At 55.3% G+C, this 23,499-nt stretch carries 22 protein-coding genes and 1 other RNA gene; 15 read left to right on the forward strand and 8 right to left on the reverse strand.

The window, feature by feature from the left end:
• Positions 1-137 precede the first annotated feature (137 nt).
• From CHL76_RS05220 to CHL76_RS05255, 8 genes are all read left to right on the forward strand, one after another.
• Entirely contained in the window at positions 138-950 is an 813-nt protein-coding gene (locus tag CHL76_RS05220; protein ID WP_094908034.1) for a chemotaxis protein, read from the forward strand.
• Between the two features lie 382 nt (positions 951-1,332).
• Positions 1,333-3,645 carry a DEAD/DEAH box helicase gene (locus CHL76_RS05225; protein ID WP_094908035.1) on the forward strand — a complete coding sequence of 771 codons (2,313 nt, stop codon included), beginning with the start codon at positions 1,333-1,335 and terminating at the stop codon, positions 3,643-3,645.
• Positions 3,635-4,870, forward strand: coding sequence for a ribonuclease H-like domain-containing protein (locus tag CHL76_RS05230; protein WP_079476476.1), 1,236 nt, complete (start codon positions 3,635-3,637; stop codon positions 4,868-4,870). The genes CHL76_RS05225 and CHL76_RS05230 overlap by 11 nt, the downstream gene beginning before the upstream one ends.
• Positions 4,867-5,424 carry an SLOG family protein gene (locus CHL76_RS05235; RefSeq protein ID WP_079476477.1) on the forward strand — a complete coding sequence of 186 codons (558 nt, stop codon included), beginning with the start codon at positions 4,867-4,869 and terminating at the stop codon, positions 5,422-5,424. The genes CHL76_RS05230 and CHL76_RS05235 overlap by 4 nt, the downstream gene beginning before the upstream one ends.
• Positions 5,425-5,555: 131 nt before the next feature.
• On the forward strand, positions 5,556-5,942 hold the full coding sequence (gene gpsB / locus CHL76_RS05240; protein ID WP_079476478.1) for a cell division regulator GpsB: 387 nt from the start codon (positions 5,556-5,558) through the stop codon (positions 5,940-5,942).
• Positions 5,943-5,960: 18 nt separating this feature from the next.
• Entirely contained in the window at positions 5,961-6,368 is a 408-nt protein-coding gene (locus CHL76_RS05245) for a ribonuclease HI family protein (RefSeq protein ID WP_079476479.1), read from the forward strand.
• Positions 6,369-6,440: 72 nt separating this feature from the next.
• Positions 6,441-6,822: RNase P RNA component class B (gene rnpB / locus CHL76_RS05250), an RNA gene on the forward strand.
• A 91-nt stretch (positions 6,823-6,913) separates the two neighbouring features.
• Positions 6,914-8,059, forward strand: a complete 1,146-nt coding sequence (locus CHL76_RS05255; protein ID WP_079476480.1) for a THUMP domain-containing class I SAM-dependent RNA methyltransferase — start codon at positions 6,914-6,916, stop codon at positions 8,057-8,059.
• Here the strand turns inward: CHL76_RS05255 and CHL76_RS05260 are convergent.
• Complete coding sequence (locus CHL76_RS05260; RefSeq protein WP_079476481.1) at positions 8,056-8,361, reverse strand: HesB/YadR/YfhF family protein; 306 nt, start codon at positions 8,359-8,361, stop codon at positions 8,056-8,058. The two genes, CHL76_RS05255 and CHL76_RS05260, sit on opposite strands and share 4 nt — an antisense overlap.
• A 26-nt stretch (positions 8,362-8,387) precedes the next feature.
• Here CHL76_RS05260 and CHL76_RS05265 point away from each other — a divergent pair, with 26 nt between their 5' ends.
• From CHL76_RS05265 to CHL76_RS05295, 7 genes are all read left to right on the forward strand, one after another.
• Positions 8,388-9,965, forward strand: coding sequence for a carboxypeptidase M32 (locus CHL76_RS05265; protein WP_307725189.1), 1,578 nt, complete (start codon positions 8,388-8,390; stop codon positions 9,963-9,965).
• Between the two features lie 127 nt (positions 9,966-10,092).
• Positions 10,093-11,169 (forward strand): ABC transporter ATP-binding protein, encoded by a 1,077-nt coding sequence (locus CHL76_RS05270; RefSeq protein WP_079476483.1) that lies wholly within the window; start codon positions 10,093-10,095, stop codon positions 11,167-11,169.
• Positions 11,166-12,704 (forward strand): ABC transporter permease/substrate-binding protein, encoded by a 1,539-nt coding sequence (locus tag CHL76_RS05275; RefSeq protein ID WP_094908037.1) that lies wholly within the window; start codon positions 11,166-11,168, stop codon positions 12,702-12,704. The genes CHL76_RS05270 and CHL76_RS05275 overlap by 4 nt, the downstream gene beginning before the upstream one ends.
• Before the next feature lie 36 nt (positions 12,705-12,740).
• Entirely contained in the window at positions 12,741-13,145 is a 405-nt protein-coding gene (locus tag CHL76_RS05280; protein WP_079476485.1) for a CoA-binding protein, read from the forward strand.
• A 166-nt stretch (positions 13,146-13,311) separates the two neighbouring features.
• Positions 13,312-15,288 carry a DNA topoisomerase IV subunit B gene (gene parE / locus CHL76_RS05285; protein WP_079476486.1) on the forward strand — a complete coding sequence of 659 codons (1,977 nt, stop codon included), beginning with the start codon at positions 13,312-13,314 and terminating at the stop codon, positions 15,286-15,288.
• On the forward strand, positions 15,289-17,715 hold the full coding sequence (gene parC, locus CHL76_RS05290; RefSeq protein ID WP_079476487.1) for a DNA topoisomerase IV subunit A: 2,427 nt from the start codon (positions 15,289-15,291) through the stop codon (positions 17,713-17,715).
• A 40-nt stretch (positions 17,716-17,755) separates the two neighbouring features.
• A complete protein-coding gene (locus CHL76_RS05295) occupies positions 17,756-18,271 on the forward strand; it encodes a metal-dependent hydrolase (RefSeq protein WP_094908038.1) in 516 nt (171 codons plus the stop codon).
• 395 nt (positions 18,272-18,666) lie between these two features.
• Here CHL76_RS05295 and CHL76_RS05305 read toward each other — a convergent pair whose 3' ends face one another.
• The 7 genes from CHL76_RS05305 to CHL76_RS05335 all read right to left on the reverse strand — a co-directional run bounded on the left by CHL76_RS05305 (position 18,667) and on the right by CHL76_RS05335 (position 23,479).
• Positions 18,667-18,966, reverse strand: coding sequence for a hypothetical protein (locus CHL76_RS05305; RefSeq protein ID WP_147041497.1), 300 nt, complete (start codon positions 18,964-18,966; stop codon positions 18,667-18,669).
• A gap of 77 nt (positions 18,967-19,043) precedes the next feature.
• Complete coding sequence (locus CHL76_RS16970; RefSeq protein ID WP_158219074.1) at positions 19,044-19,211, reverse strand: hypothetical protein; 168 nt, start codon at positions 19,209-19,211, stop codon at positions 19,044-19,046.
• A 5-nt stretch (positions 19,212-19,216) separates the two neighbouring features.
• Positions 19,217-20,917, reverse strand: coding sequence for an FUSC family protein (locus CHL76_RS05310; protein ID WP_094908041.1), 1,701 nt, complete (start codon positions 20,915-20,917; stop codon positions 19,217-19,219).
• A gap of 521 nt (positions 20,918-21,438) precedes the next feature.
• Entirely contained in the window at positions 21,439-21,780 is a 342-nt protein-coding gene (locus CHL76_RS05320; protein WP_079476493.1) for a YflT domain-containing protein, read from the reverse strand.
• A 33-nt stretch (positions 21,781-21,813) separates the two neighbouring features.
• Positions 21,814-22,185 carry a hypothetical protein gene (locus CHL76_RS05325; RefSeq protein WP_158219075.1) on the reverse strand — a complete coding sequence of 124 codons (372 nt, stop codon included), beginning with the start codon at positions 22,183-22,185 and terminating at the stop codon, positions 21,814-21,816.
• A complete protein-coding gene (locus CHL76_RS05330; RefSeq protein WP_094908044.1) occupies positions 22,112-22,453 on the reverse strand; it encodes a hypothetical protein in 342 nt (113 codons plus the stop codon). Before CHL76_RS05330 ends, CHL76_RS05325 begins: the two co-directional genes overlap by 74 nt.
• A gap of 177 nt (positions 22,454-22,630) precedes the next feature.
• Entirely contained in the window at positions 22,631-23,479 is an 849-nt protein-coding gene (locus CHL76_RS05335) for a S1 RNA-binding domain-containing protein (RefSeq protein WP_147041498.1), read from the reverse strand.
• Between the last annotated feature and the right edge of the window lie 20 nt (positions 23,480-23,499).

Genomic DNA, 23,499 nt, shown 5'->3' on the forward strand with positions numbered 1-23,499 from the left:
GTTTTGATGCCTACAATCAAAAGTTTTCCACCCGCTGCCACCTGGGCTTCGCCCAGGCCCAACATCAATTGGAAGATATGTTTCAACGGCAGGGTTAACTTCAAGGCTGGAAAAGGACAGCCGTTTACACAAAATTATTGACGGTCCCAATCATTCATCAGGTGGAGGTCACTCCGGTGCCGAACCATCATGAGCACGTCAAAGGAATTGTGCGCCTGCGCAATGAAGTCATTCCGGTCATTGACCTGAAAAAAGTACTGCGTTACGACGGAGCCGACGATGCCCGCCACGATAAATACATTATCGCAGAGCTGAACCAGGTGAAAGTAGCCTTTCACGTCGAAGAAGTGTCGCGTATTCACCGGATCAGCTGGGAGGATATTGAAAAGCCCAATGCTTTGTCCCAGGGGATTGAAGCCCGCTCCATCGGTATTGTCAAAATGGAGCATGCGATGGTCTTTCTGCTCGACTACGAACGAATTATCAGCGATATCTCCCCGGACACGCTGTTTGACCAGCATCTGCCGGCCTATACGCCGGAACGGGAAAATGCGACCGTGCTGATCGCGGAAGATTCCCCTGTGCTCAAACACTTGATTGCCGATACCCTTGCAGAAGCCGGCTACAAGCGCCACCGTTCCTTTGAAAACGGACGGGAAGCCTATGAATACCTCGAGGAATTACTGAGGGACGGGGGAGCCGCAAGCCTTCCAGATCTAGTGATTACTGACATTGAGATGCCCCAGATGGACGGCCATCATCTTACCAGGAAAATCAAAGAGCACGACCATCTCCGCCACGTCCCGGTCGTTATTTTTTCTTCGCTGATTACAGCGGATTTGTTCCATAAAGGGAAAAACGTTGGAGCTGACGCCCAGGTAAGCAAGCCGGAAATTAATACGCTGGTCAAAACGATCGACAGCTGCATCCGTGCCGCGACCGGTCGCTGACTCCCTGTCCGGACGCCCTCTGCCATCAGGCAGGGGATTTTTTTATAAAAAAATTCGAAAAATATTGAAATAACCGTTGACTGTATTATAACAACGGTATATACTTTGAATTACATTATAACAACTTTAACAAAAAGGAGCGATTTAGGATGCGTCATTTCACAAGATCGAAAGAAGACCGTTACACCCCGGAAGAGGAAAACCGGACGATTCTCGATATGATTAATGACTACCATACCAACACTAAATAACGCTCACGTCTCGAAAAGGCTTCCCGTATGCAAATGCGGGAAGCCTTTTCTGTGTTATAACACTAAAAACAGCCGGGATAGAAAAACAAACATACATTCGCTATAATGGAAGTATGCTGAGGTGAACAATCATGAAAAAACAATCCTTACAGGAGTTAATGCAGTGGATGAAAACTGACTCGTCCATTGCCCCCAATATAGAATTCTGGCACACCGTTGATGAACGGCCGGCGAAAACGGCTGATTTCCCGGCACAGCTGCATGAGCGCCTGCGCGCCGGGCTTGCCGCCCGCGGCATCGATTCGCTCTACACTCATCAGCATTCGGCGTTTGAAGAGGCCTACGGCCGGAGGAACAATGTCGTCACTATTACGCCGACCGCCTCCGGGAAAACCCTCTGCTATAACCTCCCGGTGCTGCAGACGATCATGGACGAGCCGGAAGCGCGCGCGCTGTACCTGTTTCCGACCAAGGCTCTCGCGCAGGACCAGAAAAGTGAAATTAATGAATTTATCGAGGAGATCGGGGCTTCCATTAACAGCTACACGTATGACGGGGACACCCCGCCGACGATCCGACAGTCGATCCGGCGCGCCGGCCATATTGTCATGACTAACCCCGACATGCTGCACTCGGCCATTCTGCCGCATCATACGAAATGGGTGTCGCTGTTTGAACACCTCCGCTATATCGTCATTGATGAAATTCATACGTACCGCGGTGTGTTCGGGAGCCACGTGGCGAACGTGCTCCGCCGGCTGCTGCGCATTGCCCGCTACTACGGGGCAGAGCCGACATTTATCACCACCTCTGCGACGATCGCCAATCCGCGCGAGCTCGCCGAGACCCTCACCGAACAGCCCTTCACACTCGTAGACAACAACGGGGCGCCGCAGGGGAAGAAACATTTTGTGTTCTACAATCCGCCGGTGATTAACGAAGCGATGAATATCCGCAAAGGCGTCCTCTCCGAAGTGAACCGGCTCGCCAACACATTTCTCGAGCAGCACGTCCAGACGATCGTGTTTACGAAAAGCCGGGTGATGGTGGAGGTGATTTTGAGCCACCTGCAGCATTTAAACAGCAAACAGACCGGCCAGCAGAGCCTTGTGACCGGCTACCGCGGCGGCTACCTGCCCAACCAGCGGCGGGCCATTGAGGAAGGGCTTCGCTCCGGCGACATCATGGGCGTGATTTCCACCAACGCGCTCGAGCTCGGCGTCGACATCGGGCAGCTGCAGGTATGCATCATGTCCGGCTACCCAGGCTCGATTGCAAGCGCCTGGCAGCAGGCCGGGCGCGCGGGACGGCGTCAGTCGGAGTCGCTGATCGTAATGATCGCAAGCTCCAATCCGATCGACCAGTACATGATCCAGCATTCCGACTATTTTCTGGAGAAAAATCCGGAAACGGCTCGCATCCATCCCGATAACCTGATCATTCTCGTGGATCATGTGAAATGCGCCGCCTTTGAGCTGCCGTTCCGGGACGATGATACGTTCGGCGGCGTTGACGTGCGCGACGTGCTCGAGTACCTGTCGGAGGAAAATGTCGTGCACCACCGGGGCTCCAAATGGTACTGGATGAGCGATTCCTTTCCGGCGCACGGCATCAGCCTGCGCTCGGCCTCGCAGGAGAATGTTGTCATCATCGACCAGACGGTGCCGTCCGCGTCGAAGGTGATCGGGCAGATGGACCGCTTCAGCGCGATGACCCTGCTGCATGACGAAGCCATCTACATTCACCAGGGCGTGCAGTACCAGGTGGTTTATCTGGACTGGGACGAGAAAAAAGCGTACGTGGAAGAAGTGCGGGTGGACTACTATACCGATGCCAACATGGCCGTCGAGCTGAAAGTGCTCGAAGAGGACAACACGGCGGACTATCCGTCGTACCACGCCGGTTTCGGCGACGTGATGGTGCATGCCAAAGTGACGATTTTTAAAAAAATCAAGCTGGCGACGTTTGAAAATATCGGCTCCGGCACCGTGCACCTGCCGGAGGAAGAATTGCATACAAATGCCTGTTGGATCCATTTCCCCGAAGACACCGTCCAGGAATTTGGGCGCGACACCCTGGAGCAGGCAATGATGGGGCTGGCAAACGTCCTCCGGCATACGGCACCGGTGCGGGTCATGTGTGACCCGTCCGACATCCATGTCGTCCCGCAGATGAAGGCGACCCATTCAGAGCAGCCGACGATCTTTCTGTACGACCGCTACCCGGGCGGCGTCGGCCTGTCGTCCACTATTTTTGCCGACCTGCCCGAGGTGCTCCGCGACTGCGCATCGTTGATTGACGCCTGTCCGTGCCATGACGGCTGCCCGTCCTGCATCGGGTCGGATATTATGCTGAGCGGAAACACGAAAGCGACCGTGCTTGCTTTCATTCACCGGCTTCAGGCCGAACAGGAGGTGAGCCCCGCCCGTGAACATGAAAAATAAACTCAAGCGAATGAAAACGCACCTGCAGGAAGAATCCCCGGCCGCTCCCGCTCCCGCAGAACCAGCCGCCGGCATCAGGCATCTGGAGGAGTGGGAGGCCTTTGGTGCTGTACCGAAACAGTACGACGGAGAAACGATTTTAAAACGCACCGTGACGTATCCGCTCGACTACGTTCACGGCAGCGCTTCGTTTGGCGAGCTGTTTACGGTGTTTGACCGCTGGCAGCAGGAACCCGCCTTTCATCCACTGCATCCGGAAGGGCGCCGGCCGGAGGATCTGCTGTTTTTTGATACGGAAACGACCGGGCTGAAAGGGGGGACCGGCACCACCATCTTTCTGCTCGGCGGCGCGCGCGTGTACCCCGACCGGGTCGAGGTAACACAGTACTTTCTCCCCGGGCCCGAGCATGAAGTGGCGCTGTATCATTATTTTCTGACCGAATGCTATTCGGCGGAAAACCTGGTCACCTATAACGGCAAATCCTTTGACTGGCCCCAGGTGCAGACCCGCCACACCCTCGTGCGCAACCAGGTGCCGAAGCTTCCGGCCTTTGGCCACTTTGACCTTTTGCACGCGAGCCGGCGCCTGTTTGCTGACCGGCTCGAATCGTGCCGGCTGAGCGTGGTGGAACGGGACATTCTCGGGTTTGTCCGCCACGACGACACCCCGGGCTACCTCGCCCCGATGCTGTACTTTGACTATGTGAACGAAGGACTTCCCGAGTTTGTGACCGGCATCCTGGAACACAATGAACAGGATATTTTATCGCTTATTACGCTTTACATTGATATTTCCAAACGAATTCTTGCCGACGGGGGCAGCGAAAAACAGTCGCTTGCCGTCGCCAAATGGTTTGACCAGCAGAAGGAATGGACCAAAAGCGCCCAGCATTACACGGCGATGGTCGAAAACGGGGAAGGTGATGGGGAAACGATGCACCGCTACGGCGTCAACCTGAAGAAACAGCACCGGTACGCCGAGGCAGTCCCCTGGTTTGAAAAGGTCTGGGAGCGTAACGAGGATTCCCGGTATACGCTCGAGGCCGGGGTGGAGCTTGCCAAATGGGAAGAGCACCAGGCGAAAAATCCCGAACGCGCGCTTCTGTATGCTTTAGGTGTGCAGAGCAAGGCGGAACGGGCAGGGCTCAAGCTTCCTGCCGGCAAGCAGGCCGATCTGCACAAACGGCTGGAGCGCCTGATGGCCAAACGGGGGCGGACGTCTTGAGGCGCCTGGCAGCGACCGGCTACAAGCCGGCCGAACTCGGCATCTTCAAAGACGACGCCCCGGAAATTGCCTACATCCGGAAAACGCTCGAGAAGCGGCTGCGGGCCCTGATTGAAGAGGGCAGCGAATGGCTGATTATTTCCGGCCAGCCCGGGGTGGAATGGTGGGCGGCCGAAGCCTGGAACGGGCTGCGGGAGGAGTACGACCATATCCGGCTCGCCGTGCTGGAACCGTTTCTTGAACAGGACTCCATCTGGCCGGAGCACGTCCGCACCGCCTATGCGGAATTAAAACAGAGCGCGGACTACGTGGACGCGATTTCCAAGCGCCCGTATGTGAATCCGTCGCAGCTGAAGGCCAAAAACGACTTTATTATTTCCCATACGGACGCGCTCCTGATTTTATATGACGAAGAGCAGGAGGGCGTGCCGAAGTATATGCTTGCCTCCGCCGAGCGCCGGCAGCAGAGCGACCATTATCCAGTCTATACGATCGTTCCGGAGGACCTTGAGGAAACGGTCCGGGAGGAAGCCGAGCGGGAATGGGACGAATAGGCGCAGGAAGGAAATTGACTTTTTTCATGTATTCTGAAAGAATGTAAGCAGATAAATGCGCGGACGTCCGCCCGGCAGGCGCCGGCGCCCGCGAATGTATCATACAAATAAAGCAGAGGTGGTCCTTGCTGATGGAACAGACACAGTTAACTGCCAAAGACATTTTAGACAAAGATTTCAAAAACAGTGTCAAAGGCTACAACAAAGACGAAGTCGACCAATTTTTGGACATGATTATTCAGGACTATGAGCAGTTCGAACAAAAGGTACGCGAGCTTGAAGACCAGCTGAACCGCTCGCCGGAGCAGCGCACAGCCGCGTCGCCGGAGGGCGACTCCCGCTACCAGCGCACCGTGACGTCGTCGATTTCCACCCGCTCCGAAAGCGGTGCCGGCAATGCGGACACCCCATCGAACGCCGCCGCAGCCGAACCGGCAGCCGGGACAACCAATTACGATATTTTAAAGCGGCTCTCGAACCTCGAAAAAGAAGTATTCGGCAAAAAACTATACGATTAAAGGCGGGAACCGGAAGATATGCGCACCATTCACATTGACGGGGCCAGCGCCGGCCAGCCCGGGCCTTCCGGCGTCGGGATTTTCGTCAGGCACGACGACGGCAGCGTGGAGGAATTTTCCCGCCCGCTCGGATGCCTGACCAACAACGAAGCGGAATTTGAGGCGTGCGTGTACGCGTACGAGCTCTGTCGCGAGCGTGGCTGGCATTCGGCCTCTATCCGTACGGATTCGCAGCTTGTGAATGCCTCGGTGGAAAAACAATTTGTGAAACGAAAGCTGTACCAGCCGTATTTAGCCAAAATCCTGCGTGCTGAAGAAGAACTGCCTCTTTGTTTTCTGAAATGGGTGCCGTCCCGGGAGAACCGGGCCGCCGACCGGCTCGCCAGGCAGGCCGTGCTCGCTTCGCGCAGGGAGGATTCGTGCTGAGCGGCAATTTCTTTTCTTGCTTCTCCCGCCCGGAACCGATATAATGGTTCATGGTCATACAGAGCCGGGAGCCGTTCAGGTGATCGCTGCATGTACCCATGCAGAGGAAAGTCCATGCTCGCACAGCCTGAGACGGCTGTAGTGTTCGTGTCTGACGAAACCATAAGTCAGAGCAGCTCCGTTTCGGGGCTGACGGCGGGGAAACAGCCTGTGTCCCACCGGATATGGCTGGAGTCCCCTGAACAGTGCCACAGTGACGTAGTCCGGCGGGAAACGGCCGGAGTGGAACGCGGTAAACCCCTCGAGCGAGAAACCCAAAATTAGGTAGGGGCGCCTTTCGGAAGGAATACAACGGAACGAAAGGGCAGAAGTTTTCTGCAGATAGATGATTACCACCCGAGTGCAAGGTGAACAGCCGCTGGCAGCACAAGGGAACAGAACATGGCTTACACGAACGGCCCCGGCTTCTTGAAGCAAAACCCCTGGAGGAATTCAGGGGTTTTTTTAGTAGATATGAACGGATATTTCACTCCAAGGAGGAACCTATGACACAACCAACATACACCTTAATCGCCACGGCAACGATGGGGCTCGAAGCCCTGGTCGCCAAAGAAATCAAAGCGCTCGGCTACCGGCACCTGCGCACCGAAAACGGCCGGGTGGAATTCGAAGCGCCCGCCGAGGGCATCGCCCGGGCCAACCTGTGGCTGCGGACCGCCGGCCGGGTTAAAATCAAAATCGGCTCGTTTACCGCCGAAACGTTTGATGAGCTGTTCGAACAGACGAAGGCTCTCCCGTGGGAGAAGTTTCTGCCCGAAAATGCCGAATTCCCCGTCAGCGGACGCTCGGTCAAATCTACCCTGTTCAGCGTCTCGGACTGCCAGGCAATCGTCAAAAAAGCGATCGTGGAACGGCTGAAGCAGTCCTACCAGAGCGAATGGTTCCCGGAAAACGGAGCGCTCTTTAGGCTCGAAGTGGCGCTGCATAAGGATGAAGCCGTCCTGTCGCTCGACACGTCCGGAGCCGGACTGAACCAGCGCGGCTACCGGGAAACGCATGCCCGGGCCCCCCTCAAGGAAACGCTCGCCGCGGCCCTGATCACACTCGCCAACTGGCACCCGGACCACCCGCTGGTGGATTTATTCTGCGGCTCGGGGACAATCCCCATCGAAGCGGCCATGATCGGCCAGAACATGGCGCCCGGCGTAAACCGCTCGTTTGTCAGCGAAACGTGGCCGTGGGCCGAAGCCATGCAATGGGAAACCGCACGCCAGGAGGCCGAAGACCTTCTTCGCGACGACCAGCCGCTGATGATTATGGGCAGCGACCTAGACCCCAAAGCGATCGAAGTCGCCGAGGAAAATGCCAAGGAAGCCGGCATGTACGGCCTGATTACGTTTAAGCAGATGGCGGCACGGGATTTTAAGCCGAAAGGCGAGTACGGGGCGGTGATCAGTAATCCGCCGTACGGGGAAAGGATCGGGGAGCGCGACGAGGTGGAGAAAATGTATCAGGCGCTCGGCCAGATCGCCCGGGAGACGCCGACCTGGTCCTACTACGTCCTGACGTCGCACGAACGGTTTGAAGCGCTGTTCGGCCGGCAGGCGACCAAACGGCGCAAGCTTTACAATGGCAATCTCAAGACGGATTATTACCAGTACTGGGGACCAAGGTCCCCGCGCCCGTCTTAATTGTTCGGGTGGTCGGTGTCCCCGAGCCGGGGGTTATCGAAATGAAGATAGTCGATGGCCGGATGATAGCTGATGGTCATGCCGTCGAGGTACCACTGGTCCTGCGGCTCGACAAAAAAGCGGAGGCCGCCTGCTTCTGTCTGGTAACTGACGGCGGACGGCTCGCCGGGGTCAACCCCGATGGAAAATCCGCCGGAGCCAACGCCGCCAATGCGGACAAACAGGCGCACCGCGGCACCGTCGGCCAGATCCATTTCCTGCTTGTAGTGCTGGCCGGCTTCTTCGGTAATGGTCATTTGCATACGTATCTTTCGCTCCCTTCCACTCTTTGTTATATCATGAAGGAAGGAGCCATACCAAACAGAGTTCATATCAAGGAGGAATCGTCATGCCGGATTATGCACAAATCGAACAGGAGTTTTTGAACGAACAGCGCAGCCTGAATGCCTACGACCAGGCGCTCAGCCTGCTTGGCTGGGACGCGCGGACCGGCGCGCCCAGAAAAGGCGTGGAGGAACGCTCGGAGGTGGTGGGGGCTCTTGCCGCTGAATTGTTTGCCCGAAAAACCTCCGGGCACCTGAAGGACATGAGCCAGCATCTGCTCGAACCGGAAGCGGCGGAGCAGGTCTCCGCCGTTGCGCGGCGGGCTGCGGAAGAGACCCTGGTGGATGTGGAGCGGATGGAGCGCCTGCCCCGGAACGAGTATCAAGCGTTCACCACGCTCACTTCCAAAACGGAATCATACTGGGAAGAGGCGAAAGCCTCCGGGGATTTCGAAAGTTTCCGCCCCTACCTGGAAGAAATTGTGGCGTACCAGCGCCGGTTCGCCGATTACCTCGGGTACGAGGCGCATCCATACGACGCGCTGCTGCATGACTTTGAGCCCGGCATGACCGTCTCGACCCTCGATGATACATTTTCCAAGCTCCGGGACGGCCTGCTGCCGCTTGTGGAACAGGTGAAAGCAGCCCCGGCCCGGCCCGATACATCGTTTCTGCATGCCCATGTTCCAAAGGACCGGCAACGTGCCTTCAGCGAGCACGTGCTCCGGCAGATGACGTACGACTTTGATGCCGGACGGCTTGATGAAGCCGTGCACCCGTTTGCCGTCGGCCTGAACCACAACGACGTGCGGGTCACGACCAAATACGACGAACACGATTTCCGCACCGCCGTGTTCGGTACGATCCATGAAGGCGGCCATGCGCTGTATGAGCAGAACCTCGGCACGGACCTGGCCGGCACCATTTTAGCGGACGGGGCGTCCATGGGCATTCATGAGTCGCAATCGCTCTTCTGGGAAAATTTCGTGGCGCGGACCCGCTCGTTCTGGGAAAACAACTACGGCAAACTCCAGGAGCTTAGCGGCGGCCAGTTTCAGCACGTGGCCCTCGATGATTTTTATTTTGCCGTCAACAGCGTCGAGCCGTCCCTGATCCGGATCGAAGCTGACGAAATGACGTATTCGCTGCACATCATTCTCCGCTACGAGCTGGAAAAAGCTCTGATCGAAGGCAGCCTGCAGGTAAAGGACCTGCCGGAGGCCTGGAATGAAAAAATGAAGCAGTACCTCGGCGTCCTGCCATCCAATCACGCGGAAGGCGTGCTGCAGGACGTGCACTGGGCAGGCGGGGCCTTTGGCTACTTTCCGTCGTATGCGCTTGGCTATATCTACGCCGCCCAGTTTCAGCAGGCCATAGTCCGTGACCTTCCGGCATTCGACGATCTGGTTGCAAGCGGCGACCTTGCGCCGATCCGGCACTGGCTGACCGAACGCGTGCACCAGCATGGGCGGATGAAGCGCCCGGCCGAGATCGTTACGGCCGCCACCGGGGAAGGGACGAACCCGGAGCCGCTGCTCGCTCATTTGTCCCACAAATATCAGAGCCTGTACCGCTGGTCCTGATCCCGCCGGTGCCTCCGGCGGCGAATTTCCGTCCCGGGACGTTTGAAGGAGGCGCTTTTGTGAAATAAAGTAGAGACTCTAATATTTTAGATGTCCCTTGCACCAGAACCATTAGAGGGGGATTGGCATGATTACATTCACTGACATTGCAAAGACGTTTCCGGGCGCTGAACACCCGGCCGTCCAGAACTTCAACGCCACGGTCGAGCAGGGGGAATTTTTCGTCCTGATCGGCCCGAGCGGCTGCGGCAAGACGACGACGCTGAAAATGATCAACCGGCTGATTGAGCCCACCGCCGGCACGATTCATATTCAGGGCAAGGATATCCGGGAATGGGACCGCCACGAGCTGCGCTGGAACATCGGGTACGTACTCCAGCAGATTGCGCTGTTTCCGACGATGACCATCGCGGAAAACATTGCGGTTGTTCCGGAAATGCGGCGCTGGAAGAAAAACGAGATCAAGGACCGCGTCGATGAACTGCTGGAGATGGTCGGTCTCGACCCGGATACATACCGCAACCGGAAGCCGTCGGAACTCTCCGGCGGCCAGCAGCAACGGATCGGGGTCATCCGGGCCCTTGCTGCCGATCCGGACATTATTCTGATGGACGAGCCGTTCAGCGCGCTCGATCCGCTGAGCCGGGAGCAGCTGCAGGAGGACATCCGGGCCCTCCAGCAGAATATCCAGAAAACGATCGTCTTTGTTACCCACGACATGGACGAAGCACTCGCCCTCGGCGACCGGATCTGTCTCATGAAAGATGGCGACGTCGTCCAGACCGGCACGCCCCGGGAGCTGAAAAATGAACCGGCCAACGATTTTGTGCGCGACTTTATCGGCGACCGCCGGGACGAATGGGATACCCCGGTCCGATCGGTCATGAGCGGGCGGGACAGCCAGTACATTGCAAGCGTCCACGATATGCCCGAGATGCCGCTGTACCCGGCGCCGCTCTATATTTTCGACCAGAATGACACGTTTCTCGGCCGGCGGGACGGCGACTCGATCACGTCCCAGAAAACCGTGATTTCCCCGGATCACGTGCTGTACGACGCCCTTAGAACCTTTAATGACACCGAGGCCGAAGCGCTGCCGGTGCTCGAGGAAGGGCGGCTCGTGGGGGCGCTCAGCTACAAAGACGTCATGCAGTTTCTGCAGAAAGCAAAGCTCGCATCCGCAGGAGGTGACACGAAAGCATGAACCTTCTCGAAAATACGTATCAGCTGTTTACTGATGAACAGGGACAGTTCTGGACCCTCGTGTGGGAGCACGTCAATATGAGCCTGATTTCGCTTTTGTGCGCGTCGTTTATTGCGGTGCCGGTCGGCGTGCTTTTAACCCGGCGCCGGTCGATTGCCGAACCAATCATCGGCGTCGCCGCTGTGCTGCAGACGATCCCGAGTCTGGCCCTTCTCGGGTTTATGATTCTCATACTCAACCAGATCGGCACGGTGCCGGCAGTGGTCGCGTTGACCGCCTATGCGCTGCTTCCGATCCTGCGTAACACCTACACCGGCATCGCCGGCGTGGATCCGGCTCTTGTGGAAGCGGCCACCGGCATGGGGATGAATTCCTTCCGGCGCCTGCGCAAAATTGAGCTGCCGATGGCCATGCCGGTGATCATGGCCGGGATCCGGACCTCCATGGTCTTGATTGTCGGGACCGCCACCTTGGCGGCTCTGATCAGTGCGGGAGGCCTCGGTGATTTCATCATGACGGGCATCGACCGGGCAGACAACGCCTATATTCTGCTCGGCGCCATTCCAGCTGCTCTGTTGGCCCTGTTTTTTGACCTGGTGCTACGGATCACAGAACGCACCTCCCAGGGCAAAGCGCTTGCTCCCGTAGCAGTTGTTCTCGGCGTGGCCCTGTTAGTCGTCATCACCCCGGCGCTGGCCTCCACCCAGCAGGAAGAGCTCGTGATCGGCGGGAAGGAAGGGGCCGAACCTGAAATTCTCGCCAACATGTATTCGCTCCTGATTGAGGAAAACACCGATCTTGAGACGAGCGTTGAGGCCGGCCTGGGGAGCACCAGCATCGCGTTTAACGCCCTGGAGTCCGACGACATTGATATTTATCCGGAGTTTACCGGGACCGTTACCGCCAACCTGTATGACCAGGGGGTGCCGGCCGGAAGCACCCGCGAGGAAGTATACGAAGAGGCGCGCAGCCTGCTTGAAGATGACGGCCTGGCCTACCTGGAGCCGATGGAGTACAACAATACGTATGCGCTGGCGCTCCGGCAGGAAGAGGCGGACCGCCTCGGAATTGAAACGATTTCCGAGCTCGAGCCGCATACCGATGAGCTTGTGCCCGGGTTTACCTTCGAATTTGCTGACCGTCAGACCGACGGCTATCCCGCGATTGTCGAGACGTATGGGTTTGAGTTTGACGAAGTGGAAACTCTTGATGCCGGCCTTCGTTCGAATGCCCTGCAGGAGGGCCAGATCGATTTAATTGACGCCTACTCCACCGATGCGTATATCATAGAGTACGGGCTTACCGTACTAGAAGACGACGAAAATGTGTTTCCGCCGTACCAGGGCGCTCCGCTCTTGAAGCAGGAAACCCTGGATGACAACCCCGGCCTGGAAGAGGCGTTAAACCGTCTTGGCGGCCAGATTACCAATGAAGAAATGCAGGAAATGAACTACCAGGTGGACTATGAAAACGCGGATCACCGGGAAGTTGCCCGGACGTACCTGGAGGAAAACAATCTGCTTGGCGGCAATTAACCGCCTGCTAGTTAGTATTTAAAGGAGGAATTCCCAATGAAAAACCCTGAACGACAGGAAATACGGGCCATTCTTGACCGCAGCCAGCGTATCGCGGTCGTCGGCCTGTCAGATAACCCGTACCGGACGTCGTACCAGATCAGCAAAGTCATGCTTGAAGCCGGCTATGAGATCATCCCGGTGAACCCAACGGTGGAGAAAGTGTTTGACATTCCGGCCGTGGACTCCCTGAAAGACATCGAAGGGCACATTGATATCGTGAATGTGTTCCGCCGCAGCGAGTTTCTGAAAGGTGTGGCCGAAGAAGCCGCCCAGGTGGATGCGGACGTCTTCTGGGCCCAGCTCGGCCTGGTGAGCGAAGAAGCGTACGACATTGCAGCCAATGCGGGCATGACGGTAATCATGGACCGCTGCATCAAAGTGGAGCATGCAATCGCATAGCACGATTATATCAACCAGCATTCAACCTTGGCAGGGCTTTCCTGCCAAGGTTTTCCTGTCTGCGGGCAGAAACAGGCCAAAATCGAAACATATGTTCCCGTTCATTGACAAACTGTGTTAGTATGAAATATAACTAGAACGGAGAAGGAAGAAGGGAGAGACAGGAGTGGCAGCAGATAAATCCTATCAATACAATGATGAATCCATTCAGGTACTGGAGGGGCTTGAAGCGGTCCGGAAACGGCCGGGCATGTATATCGGCAGCACGGACAGCCGCGGGCTTCACCACCTGATTTTTGAAATCGTCGATAATTCGGTGGACGAAGCGCTTGCCGGTTACGGCAGCGTCATTGAAGTAACCCTGCACAAAGACGGAAGCGTCGCCGTTTCCGACCACGGCCGGGGCATGCCGACCGGCACCCACAGCTCCGGAAAGCCGACCCCGGAAGTCATCCTGACCGTGCTGCACGCCGGCGGGAAATTCGGGCAGGGCGGCTATGCGACGAGCGGCGGGCTTCACGGCGTCGGCGCCTCGGTCGTAAACGCGCTGTCAGAGTGGCTCGAAGTCACCATTTACCGCGACAACCAGATTTTCACGCAGCGCTTTGAGAACGGGGGCCGGCCCGTCACCACCCTCGAACAGAAGGGCAGCACCAAAAAAACCGGCACGACGATCCGGTTTAAGCCGGACGCTTCGATGTTCAATGCGGTGCACTACCAGTTTGACGTCCTCGCCGAACGCCTGCGTGAAGCGGCATTCCTGCTGAAGGGCACAAGCATCCGCCTGCATGACAAGCGCGACAAAGAAACGGTGTCCGAGGAATTTCAGTTTGAAACCGGCATCCAGGCGTTTGTGGAATACTTGAACGAAGACAAGGAAACGCTCCATCCGGTCGTATCGTTTGAAGGCCAGGCCCAGGACATTCAAGTGGATTTTTCGTTCCAGTTCACCGACGGCTACACTGAAAACATGCTGTCGTTTGTGAACAATGTCCGCACCCGGGACGGGGGCACCCATGAGTCCGGCGCCCGTTCGGCGTTCACCCGTGTACTCAATGACCATGCCCGCAAGCTCCAGCTGCTGAAGGAGAAGGACAAAAACCTCGACGGCAGCGATATCCGCGAAGGCTTGACCGCCGTGGTCTCCATCCGGATTCCCGAGCATCTGCTGCAGTTTGAAGGCCAGACGAAAAGCAAGCTCGGCACCCCGGAAGCCCGGTCTGCCGTGGATCAGTATATTACAGATCGGTTGACGTATTTTCTCGAAGAAAATTCCACGGTCAGCACCATGCTGATCAAAAAGGCGATCAAAGCGGCCCAGGTGCGGGAAGCGGCGCGCAAGGCCCGCGAAGAAGCCCGGAATGGCAAAAAGAACCGGAAAAAAGACGCGCTCCTGAGTGGCAAGCTCACCCCGGCGCAGTCCAAGAACCCGGAGCGCAACGAGCTGTACCTCGTCGAGGGCGATTCGGCCGGCGGCTCCGCCAAGCAGGGGCGCGACCGGAAGTTCCAGGCCGTACTCCCGCTTCGCGGCAAGGTAATTAACACCGAAAAAGCCAAGCTCGATGACATCATGAAAAACGAAGAGATCCGCACCATTATCTATGCACTCGGGGCCGGGGTTGGTACGGATTTCACCCTCGAGGACCGGAATTACGACAAAGTTGTCATTATGACGGACGCCGATACCGACGGCGCTCATATCCAGGTGCTTTTGCTGACGTTTTTCTACCGCTACATGCGCGAGCTGGTGGAAGCGGGAAAAGTCTATATTGCGCTGCCGCCGCTCTATAAGGTCAGCAAGGGCAGCGGGGCCAGACAGAAAGCCGAATACGCCTGGGAGGAAAACGGCCTCCAGGAAGCCATTCAGCGTGTTGGCAAAGGCTACGCCATCCAGCGCTATAAAGGTCTCGGGGAAATGGACGCCTCCCAGCTGTGGGAAACGACGATGAATCCGGAGAGCCGGACCCTTATCCGGGTGACGGTGGAAGACGGCGCCCGCGCAGACCGACGCGTATCCACGCTGATGGGCAATAAAGTAGAGCCCCGGCGCAAATGGATCGAATCCAACGTGGCGTTCGGCATGGAAGAGGACTTGAATATTTTAGATAACACTGATTTGCAGATTATTAAGGAGGAACCGTAAGTGGCTGAGGCAGAACAATACTTGGATCTGCGCCTTGAAGACGTTCTCGGGGAACGTTTTGGGCGCTACAGCAAATATATTATTCAGGAGCGTGCCCTCCCGGATGCGCGTGACGGGTTAAAGCCCGTCCAGCGCCGGATTCTGTTTGCGATGCTTCAAGACGGCAACACCGCGGACAAACCATTCCGCAAAGCCGCAAAAACGGTCGGGAACGTGATCGGGAACTACCATCCCCACGGCGACTCCTCGGTGTATGAAGCGATGGTGCGGATGAGCCAGGAATGGAAGGTACGCGCCCCGCTCGTTGAAATGCACGGCAACAACGGGTCCGTCGACGGGGATCCGCCGGCGGCGATGCGGTACACGGAAGCACGGCTGGCAAACGTTTCGTCGGAGCTGTTGAAAGACATTGAAAAACAGACGGTGGAGCATGTAACGAACTTTGACGATACCCAGGAGGAGCCGACCGTCCTGCCGGCGAAATTTCCCAATCTGCTGGTGAACGGATCGACCGGTATTTCCTCCGGGTACGCCACCGATATTCCGCCGCACCAGCTGGGGGAAATTATTGATGCGGCCGTTGCCCAGCTGGAAAATCCGGCGGTGGCCACCGATGAACTGATGCAGTACGTCCAGGGGCCCGATTTTCCAACCGGCGGCGTGATCCAGGGCAGGGACGGCATCCGCCAGGCGTATGAGACCGGGCGGGGCAAAGTCGTGGTCCGTGCCAAAACGAGCATTGAGCAGGTGCGGGGCGGCCGGGAGCAGATCCTGATTACCGAACTTCCGTACGAAGTAAATAAATCCTCGCTTGTAAAGAAAATGGACGAGCTCCGGTTCGACCGTAAAGTCGACGGGGTCGCAGAAGTTCGTGATGATACGGACCGCACGGGACTGCGGGTCGTCATTGAGCTGAAAAAAGACGCCGATGCCCAGAGCGTGCTCAACTTTTATTACAAAATGACCGACCTGCAGGTGTCCTACAATTTCAATATGGTCGCCATCAACAACCGGACCCCGCAGCTGATGAATCTAAAGCAGCTGCTGGATGCCTACATCAGCCACCGGCGGAGCGTCGTCACCAACCGCTCCCAGTTTGAGCTCGATAAAGCGGAGCGGCGCCAACATATCGTCGAAGGACTGATTAAGGCGATCAGCGTACTCGACCAGGTGATTGATACGATCCGCCAGTCGGAAAACAAGAAAAACGCGAAGGAAAACCTCGTGGAGCAGTTTGCCTTTACGGATGCCCAGGCTGAAGCGATCGTGAACCTTCAGCTGTACCGACTGACAAATACCGACGTCACCCAGCTGGAGAAGGAAGCCGGGCAGCTGGAAAAGGAAATCAAACGTCTCCGCGGCATTCTTTCAAGTGAAAAAAAGCTGCAGCAGGTCGTGAAAAAAGAGCTGCAGGAAGTGAAAAAACAGTATGATGATACCCGTCGTACCGTGATTGAAGCGGAAATCGAAGAGCTCAAAATTGACCGCGAGGTGATGATCCCGTCCGAAGACGTGATTGTTACGGCTACGGCGGAAGGCTACATCAAACGCACGAGCCAGCGGTCCTATGCGGCTTCGAACACCGAACCGCCAGGGATGAAAGAAGAAGACGCCCTGTTGTTTTTCAGCGACATGAATACGACAGAGATGCTGCTGTTGTTTACGAAAAAAGGACAGTTTATCTACCTGCCGGTGCACATGCTCTCTGATATCCGCTGGAAGGATAACGGCCAGCATATCGGCAACATTTCTCCGCTCGATCCGGGAGATGCACTCGTGGCCGTGGTGCCGGTGCAGGAATTCACCGATGAGGATTATTTTGTGTTTATTACCCGCCAGGGCATGATCAAAAAAACCGCGATGAGCGCCTATCAAGCTTCACGCTACGGACGTTCCATGATCGGAATGAATGTCAAGGACGGAGATGAAGTGCTTGCCGTATACCAAACGAACGGGGAGCAGGAACTGTTTCTTACCACCCACCAAAACTACGGCCTTCGCTTCCACGAACAGGAGGTTTCTCCTGTCGGTGTGCGGGCGGCCGGGGTTAAGGCAATTGACTTGAAAGAAGACGATGCCGTGACCGGGGCGCATGTGACGTCGGCGTACGAAACTGAGGATGCCATCATGGTGACCCAGCGCGGCGGTGTTAAACGCATGAGCCTGGATGACATTCCAATAACGAACCGGGCCAAACGAGGCGTTGTCCTGTGGAAAGAGGTCAAATCCAAGCCACACCGGATTATTGCAAGCTACATTATGGCCAGCGAGCCATTTGTGCTCCAGGCCCGCACGAAACACACAACCGTGACGATTGATCCAGCCAAGTACCGGCGGGTCGACCGTTACAGCAATGGCTCCTATGTCATTGATACGAAAAAGCATGGGGTGATTGAAGCGGTATGGAAGGACGTACCTTACCAGTAAACCAGACTCCAGCTGCTTTTATAAAGGACGCTGAACAACCATGAAAGCAGGAACACATGTGATAGGAGCTGTCACAGGAGGGCTTGCCGTGCAGTGGCTGACGCCGGTGCCGTTTGCCTTTTTTGAATGGGAAACAAGCATCTACGTCGCAAGCCTTGTGTTTGGGGGCCTGGTGCCGGACATCTGTCAGCCCAATTCCTGGATGGGGAGGCGGGTGCCGGGCGTGTCCCATCTGATCTCGAAGCTGGTGGGGCACCGCACGTTTACGCACAGCCTGCTGCTCGTCCTGCTCGTCTTCCTGTCCCTTGCCCAGTGGCAGGAGGGATGGGGCCTGGCGCTGCAGTGGGGTATTAGCCTTGGCATTGCCAGCCACATTGCACTCGACATGATGACCACCAAAGGCGTTCATTTGCTGTTTCCGCTGCATTACGCCTTTCGGTTCCCATTCACAACAAAAACCGGATCCACCTTTGGCGAAGGGCTGATCAACGCACTGCTTATCGCCGGATTATTTTATGTGAGCTTTCAGCTGTTTTCCGTCGATCTCACGCTGTAAGCCACAGCAGGCAGAAGAACCTGGGAAGAAGCATCGGTACGAATCTGTACTGGTGCTTTTTTCTTTTTTTGTCTCAAAACATTAAGTTATCTTTGGTATTGAAACAACATATCCATAACTTCCGATAATATATATTATGTTAACTAGAAATAAATCAAGCGCCGCGGGCGCTGATATCAGCTTTATATCTTCGCCTTCCCTTTCAGTCCCCAGCTTTACCTTGCTCACCCTAGCACGTTGACACTGTCTCCTCCGGCAAAATGCGGGATAGTCGCTTCGTTCGTTTCCATTGATGATAATTAATGTCTTCTTCTGTGCGAGGTTTGTCTCCCTGTATGCCTTCGGGCCAGCAAGAATCACGGTTCCTGCTCAAAGCGATTTATTTGAGTGAGCTGTCAGCGGACTTTTGGATTGTCGAGGGTTTTTTGAGAGTCGATGAAAAACAATCGGTTTGCCGTGACGGCATTTTCGTCAGCAAGTGAAATCTCTTGTAGACTCTGATTTTCTTTAAGCTGTTCCCGCTCCAAACGGATTTTTATCTCATTTGCTGTCCCATAATTACCGGCTGCTGTCCCGCTCTCCAATATTTTTGTATTAGTCCCCAGTTCCGTCTGCGTCTCAGAACAAAATGAGACGACACCTGTTTCAATTCTTTCCCGTTGCCAATTGGAAAGGGAGATATTATCAATACCCAAAGACAGCAAAAAAGACCCCCGGAGGAGTCTTTTCTGGTTATTTCTGACTAAATCACTGGAAAAATGGCATTCTATTTTTAGATCACCGCGTGCAAAAGCTGTTTGTATGGCCCTGAAACGCCGCGCACGGACTGGTACGCTTCAAAGGCACGCTGTATGCCCTGCCTGGGGTTAAATTCATGAGAGCGGGCTGCTATGATAAGCATGGCATTGTCCGCTCTTCGCTTGATTAACAAAACTGGCACAGGTCCTACCACGGCTGCTCAGTGATTTCCTGGACTGTCCCCATGTCCTCACTCCGGTTAACCGTAAAGGTAATTTCGTCGCCGGACTGCATCAGCACCGCGTCCGCATCGTTTGAGGTATTGTAGACGTAAAGCCTCTCATCTCCTTCGAGCTTGAACTGAACGAGATTGGCATCTTCGGGGCCAGGAGTAATGGCCATTCGGTCCACTGTCCCGCTCGCTTCTTCCCGGTTTGCTTCACTCGCTTCGACGCCCTCCTCGGTGGAAGCAAGCGCCGAACGGTAATTCTCCAACGCTCCCTGCGCGGTATCGCCAAACGCGTATACATCGGCATCGTTGGCTTTAATGTAGGCATACTGGCGGAACAGCCCTGCAGGGTCAAGTGTATTCACCACCCAGGTAGCGGTGCCGTCGATGTTGTACATGATCGGCATGCTGCCGGTCCATTCTTTCTCCGGGAACTGCCGGTTCACAATGCCACGGGCGCCCTGGGTATCCATCGCACCTGTGTACTCCTCGCCGTTATACAGGCGGAGCTCTCCTGTGCGGGCATTGATGAAGGAAACACCGAGCGTGGAATCGGAGTCTTCATTCGGGCTTGTGAAGTCTGTAAAGTAGCTCATATTGCCATTTTCATCAAAGACGGGCGTCACTTTATTCTCCGTGCCGTTCTCATTTGGAATAAGAACATCCTCTTTTCCAAACATATAGTTGAAAAGCCCCTGGCCGTATTTTCCGTATTTGTCATTCATGTCACTTGCCATCGCCGGGCTGTACGAGCTTTCAATAAACGACGGGGCGTTTTCAGGTTTGTGCTTGGACGCTTCCCCTGTTTGAGGATCAACGACAACGACCTGGGCATTAGTATGGTCGGTATGCCACGTCCAGTCACGGTTCTGGTAAACCGTCTGCACGTACCACGGCTTGCCCTCCTCATCTACTTCCAGGTACGTGCTCCCGCTTTGGTACCAGGCCGGAAAAGCGCTGTAAATGACCCGGTTTAGTTTTTCATTAAAAAAACTGCTGCTCGTGTACTGCATGGAAGCTTCCACAAAGGTCGGGTTGTCGCCTGGGTCCACGGCAGAAATCTGAAAATACCCCGGCGTCCCGTCGCCGCGGAGCCAGCGGAACAAGTTCGTGTAATCGACGTTGGCAACATACATCGGCTCCCCGTCAATCACCTGGGCCTGAATGTCCCCAAAATCATAAAACTGCGCATTATCCACTTCCGACATCGCTTTCTGCATTTTATTGCGGGCGGACTCGGGTGCCACCTGCACCGGCGTTTCCTCTTCGGAAAATAAAGGCGGATTATCGGCCACCTGACTGTTGTTATCGATCGCCTCATGGGTTTTTTCATAGCCAAACAGGCTCCGTACAAGCAGCACGGCTAAAAATAGAAGAAGTACCGCCCCGCCCACCGCAGCGATATTGATGCTTTTCGCAGGCATCCCTTCTCCTGAGGCATTGGCGAGGGCGTAAAAAATACTGCTAAACACCAACAGAGCCACGAGGTTGGGAGCAGCCAAGGACAGCATGGTCCACTGCGGGAGAAAGAAATAGCTGGCAATGACGGCTAAAACAAACGTCAGCCCAAGCGCTGGCAGCACTGCCTTCAGCAGGAGACGCGGACGCATTAAAGAAATAACGAAAGCGGCCGCAAAAGAAAATATCATCACAAGTAACGCAGTAAGTAAAATCGTCAAAAAAACACTCCAAGCATCGTAAAATTAGGTATAGGAATCATTGTCGCTGCCGGCTTGCCCCTGGTTGTTCTTTTCTCATGACAGTGCTTATTGCACTTTCCCCAGGAGTTTTTGCTGAGGCATGGCCCGCCGCTTTTTTTATGTATTTGCCTGTCTCCGGGTGTTCCTGAAGTGTGATCCCTCCCTTTTTCTGAATGGGTATTGGAAACTGGGAATTCCCTCCATCGTCGCACCACCGCATGCCGCTGAATATTCGAAAACCGCAGCCGGAGACCTTATGAATAAAGAGTTCTCCCTCCTTTTTTCGAATTTATGCTATAGATCCCTTGCGAAATTCGCAGCCAGCGCAAAAGTAAATGAATAACTCTATAGTAAAAAAGTAAAAAAATTACTTTAGAGGCGCAAAAACCTCGTGTTTGCCAACGGGACCTGCGGAAAACCAGCCAAAAGAATTATATCAAACGTTCGGATATGATAACATGGACCGCTGCAGAGAATTAAAAAAGCCCTGCTTCCAGGGCTTAAAATTCCACTCGGTCCTGATTGGTGACTACAAGCAGCGTTTTGCCTTTTTGCAGTTCTTCTTCCAGCCGCTCTGACTTTTCCGAGTCAAAGCCAAGCTTCTGCAGCTTGGTTAAAATGGTCTTTGTTTTTCCGCGGAACACATTTTTCAGGCTTGTTCCGAATCCGACCACCTTTACCCCTACTTTTTTCGCGTCCGTTTCTTTTCTCGTCCGGCGGTCATGGTCGTTATCATAGGCCAGGATATACATGTCTTCATCCCGGATGCCATCGTTACGCAGCTTATCAATCGTTTCGCTCAGTGTTTCATCGTTATGGAAAATCTTGAATTTAGGTTCCATTCGCTTCACCTCATTTAATTAATATACGCAGCTTTAGGTATTGGATACTTTTTTTAATTTCTTCAATGTTTTCGCCGGCTTTTGCGCCGGGGCGTTCGTGCCTTCAAATTTTTCTTCTTCGTATTCCTTTTCCTGCTCCCAGGCGGCATTGGTCCCGCTGCTGGCTGACTCCTCCGAAGCGGCGGCTTCGTCCGTTCCGGACGGCGCCTGCACTTCACTTTCCGCTCCGTCTGCAGGTGGTCTCTCCGGATCGTACGCCGCCCCCTGAATTTTTTCGCCGGTATGAATGACGGCTTCCCCGATGTGATAGCGCAGGGTATAAATTTTCTTCTTAATCTTTTTCGGCACCTTGGCCATCGCAAATGCAGACGTCGATACCTTGGCTGCGCGTTTTACATTTTTCACTGCGCATTTGGCTTTTTTTCTCCGTATGCTGCCCGGATTTAATGGCCTGGCTCAAGGGCTCGGTGCTCAGCTTCCGGGCTTTTTTCGCCGCCTGATCCACATTTTTTTCCACTTTTTTGCTGAGGTCTTTGCGCAGTAATGGCAGGGCCCCGCCGATTAAGCTGCCGGCAGCCATGAACGCGTAAGTGAGGTTGTCATTGCCGTTGGAGCTTTTTTTCCTGCTGCTCACTGTTCCACCACCATTCAAAAGTATGATTGCATGTACCATACCCTTATCCCTCTGTTCTTAAGCTAAACTCATACCATAAGCATACTTTAGGTCTAGAGCAACGGATGAGCTGCTCCCGCTCAAATGCCGGCGTTTATCGTATGTACAGCAAACAAGCGGCCCTCGTAAGGCCCGCTTTTCTATCCCTGTATGCCACCTATCAACGCATAAAAGTTATTAATCGGTCCGCTTCTCCGAAGACTCGAGAATCAGGGTATTGTTTTCCTGGCGGATCCGCTGGTCTTTTAACAGCGCCCCCACCGCCCGCTTAAACGCGGCCTTGCTGAGTCCAAATTCCTTCCGGATGGCTTCCGGACTGCTACGGTCCCCGAACGGGAGCGTCCCGTCTGCCTGCTGCAGCCGCTCAAGAAGCAGCTGAGCATCCGAGCCAATCGCTACTTCTTTCGGCGGGTACATCGAGGCGTTTAGCGATCCATCCTCCTGGCGGTGCGTAATCCGGACCTTCAGTTCCTCTCCGACGCGTGGACGGTGCGTCCACTCCGATTCGTGCACAAAGATCTTATAGCGGTCGGCAGTTAACAAAAAGGCACCGAACGGCGGCGAACTATAGACTGTTGCGTTAACCCAGGCGTGGTGCAGGTCCGCCGGTGCCGGCGCCATCAGATGCTGCACATCGTTTTCACTGGCCGGAAAAGCTTTCAGGCCGCTCGCAGTGTACTCCAGGTGCACAAATAGGTTTTCGCCGGGACCGGGCCAGTACGTCTCATCCTGCAGGTAGTCGTGCCGCTCCACCGGAGCCTTCCACCGGTCGTCGACCGCTACCTCGATGCCGTGGTCCGCGTCGCTGGTGACGACCTTCCGCCACATAAAAACCTCTTCCTGCACATCGGGCAGATGCACGTCCAGCCGCTTGTTTCCTGCCCCGTCAAACCAGCTGATTGCTTCTACTTGCTCCCCGGAGGAAAGCTCCCTGGAAACATCCTCTTTGTACAGGCGGGCAATCTGGGCTCCCGAAGCGAGCACATAATATTCCCCTTTGTCATTTAATACGTTCCATCGCTGCATACGTGAAAATAATTGTTTCA

The sequence above is a fragment of the Marinococcus halophilus genome, assembly GCF_002265875.1.
Classification (GTDB): Bacteria; Bacillota; Bacilli; order Bacillales; family Marinococcaceae; genus Marinococcus; species Marinococcus halophilus.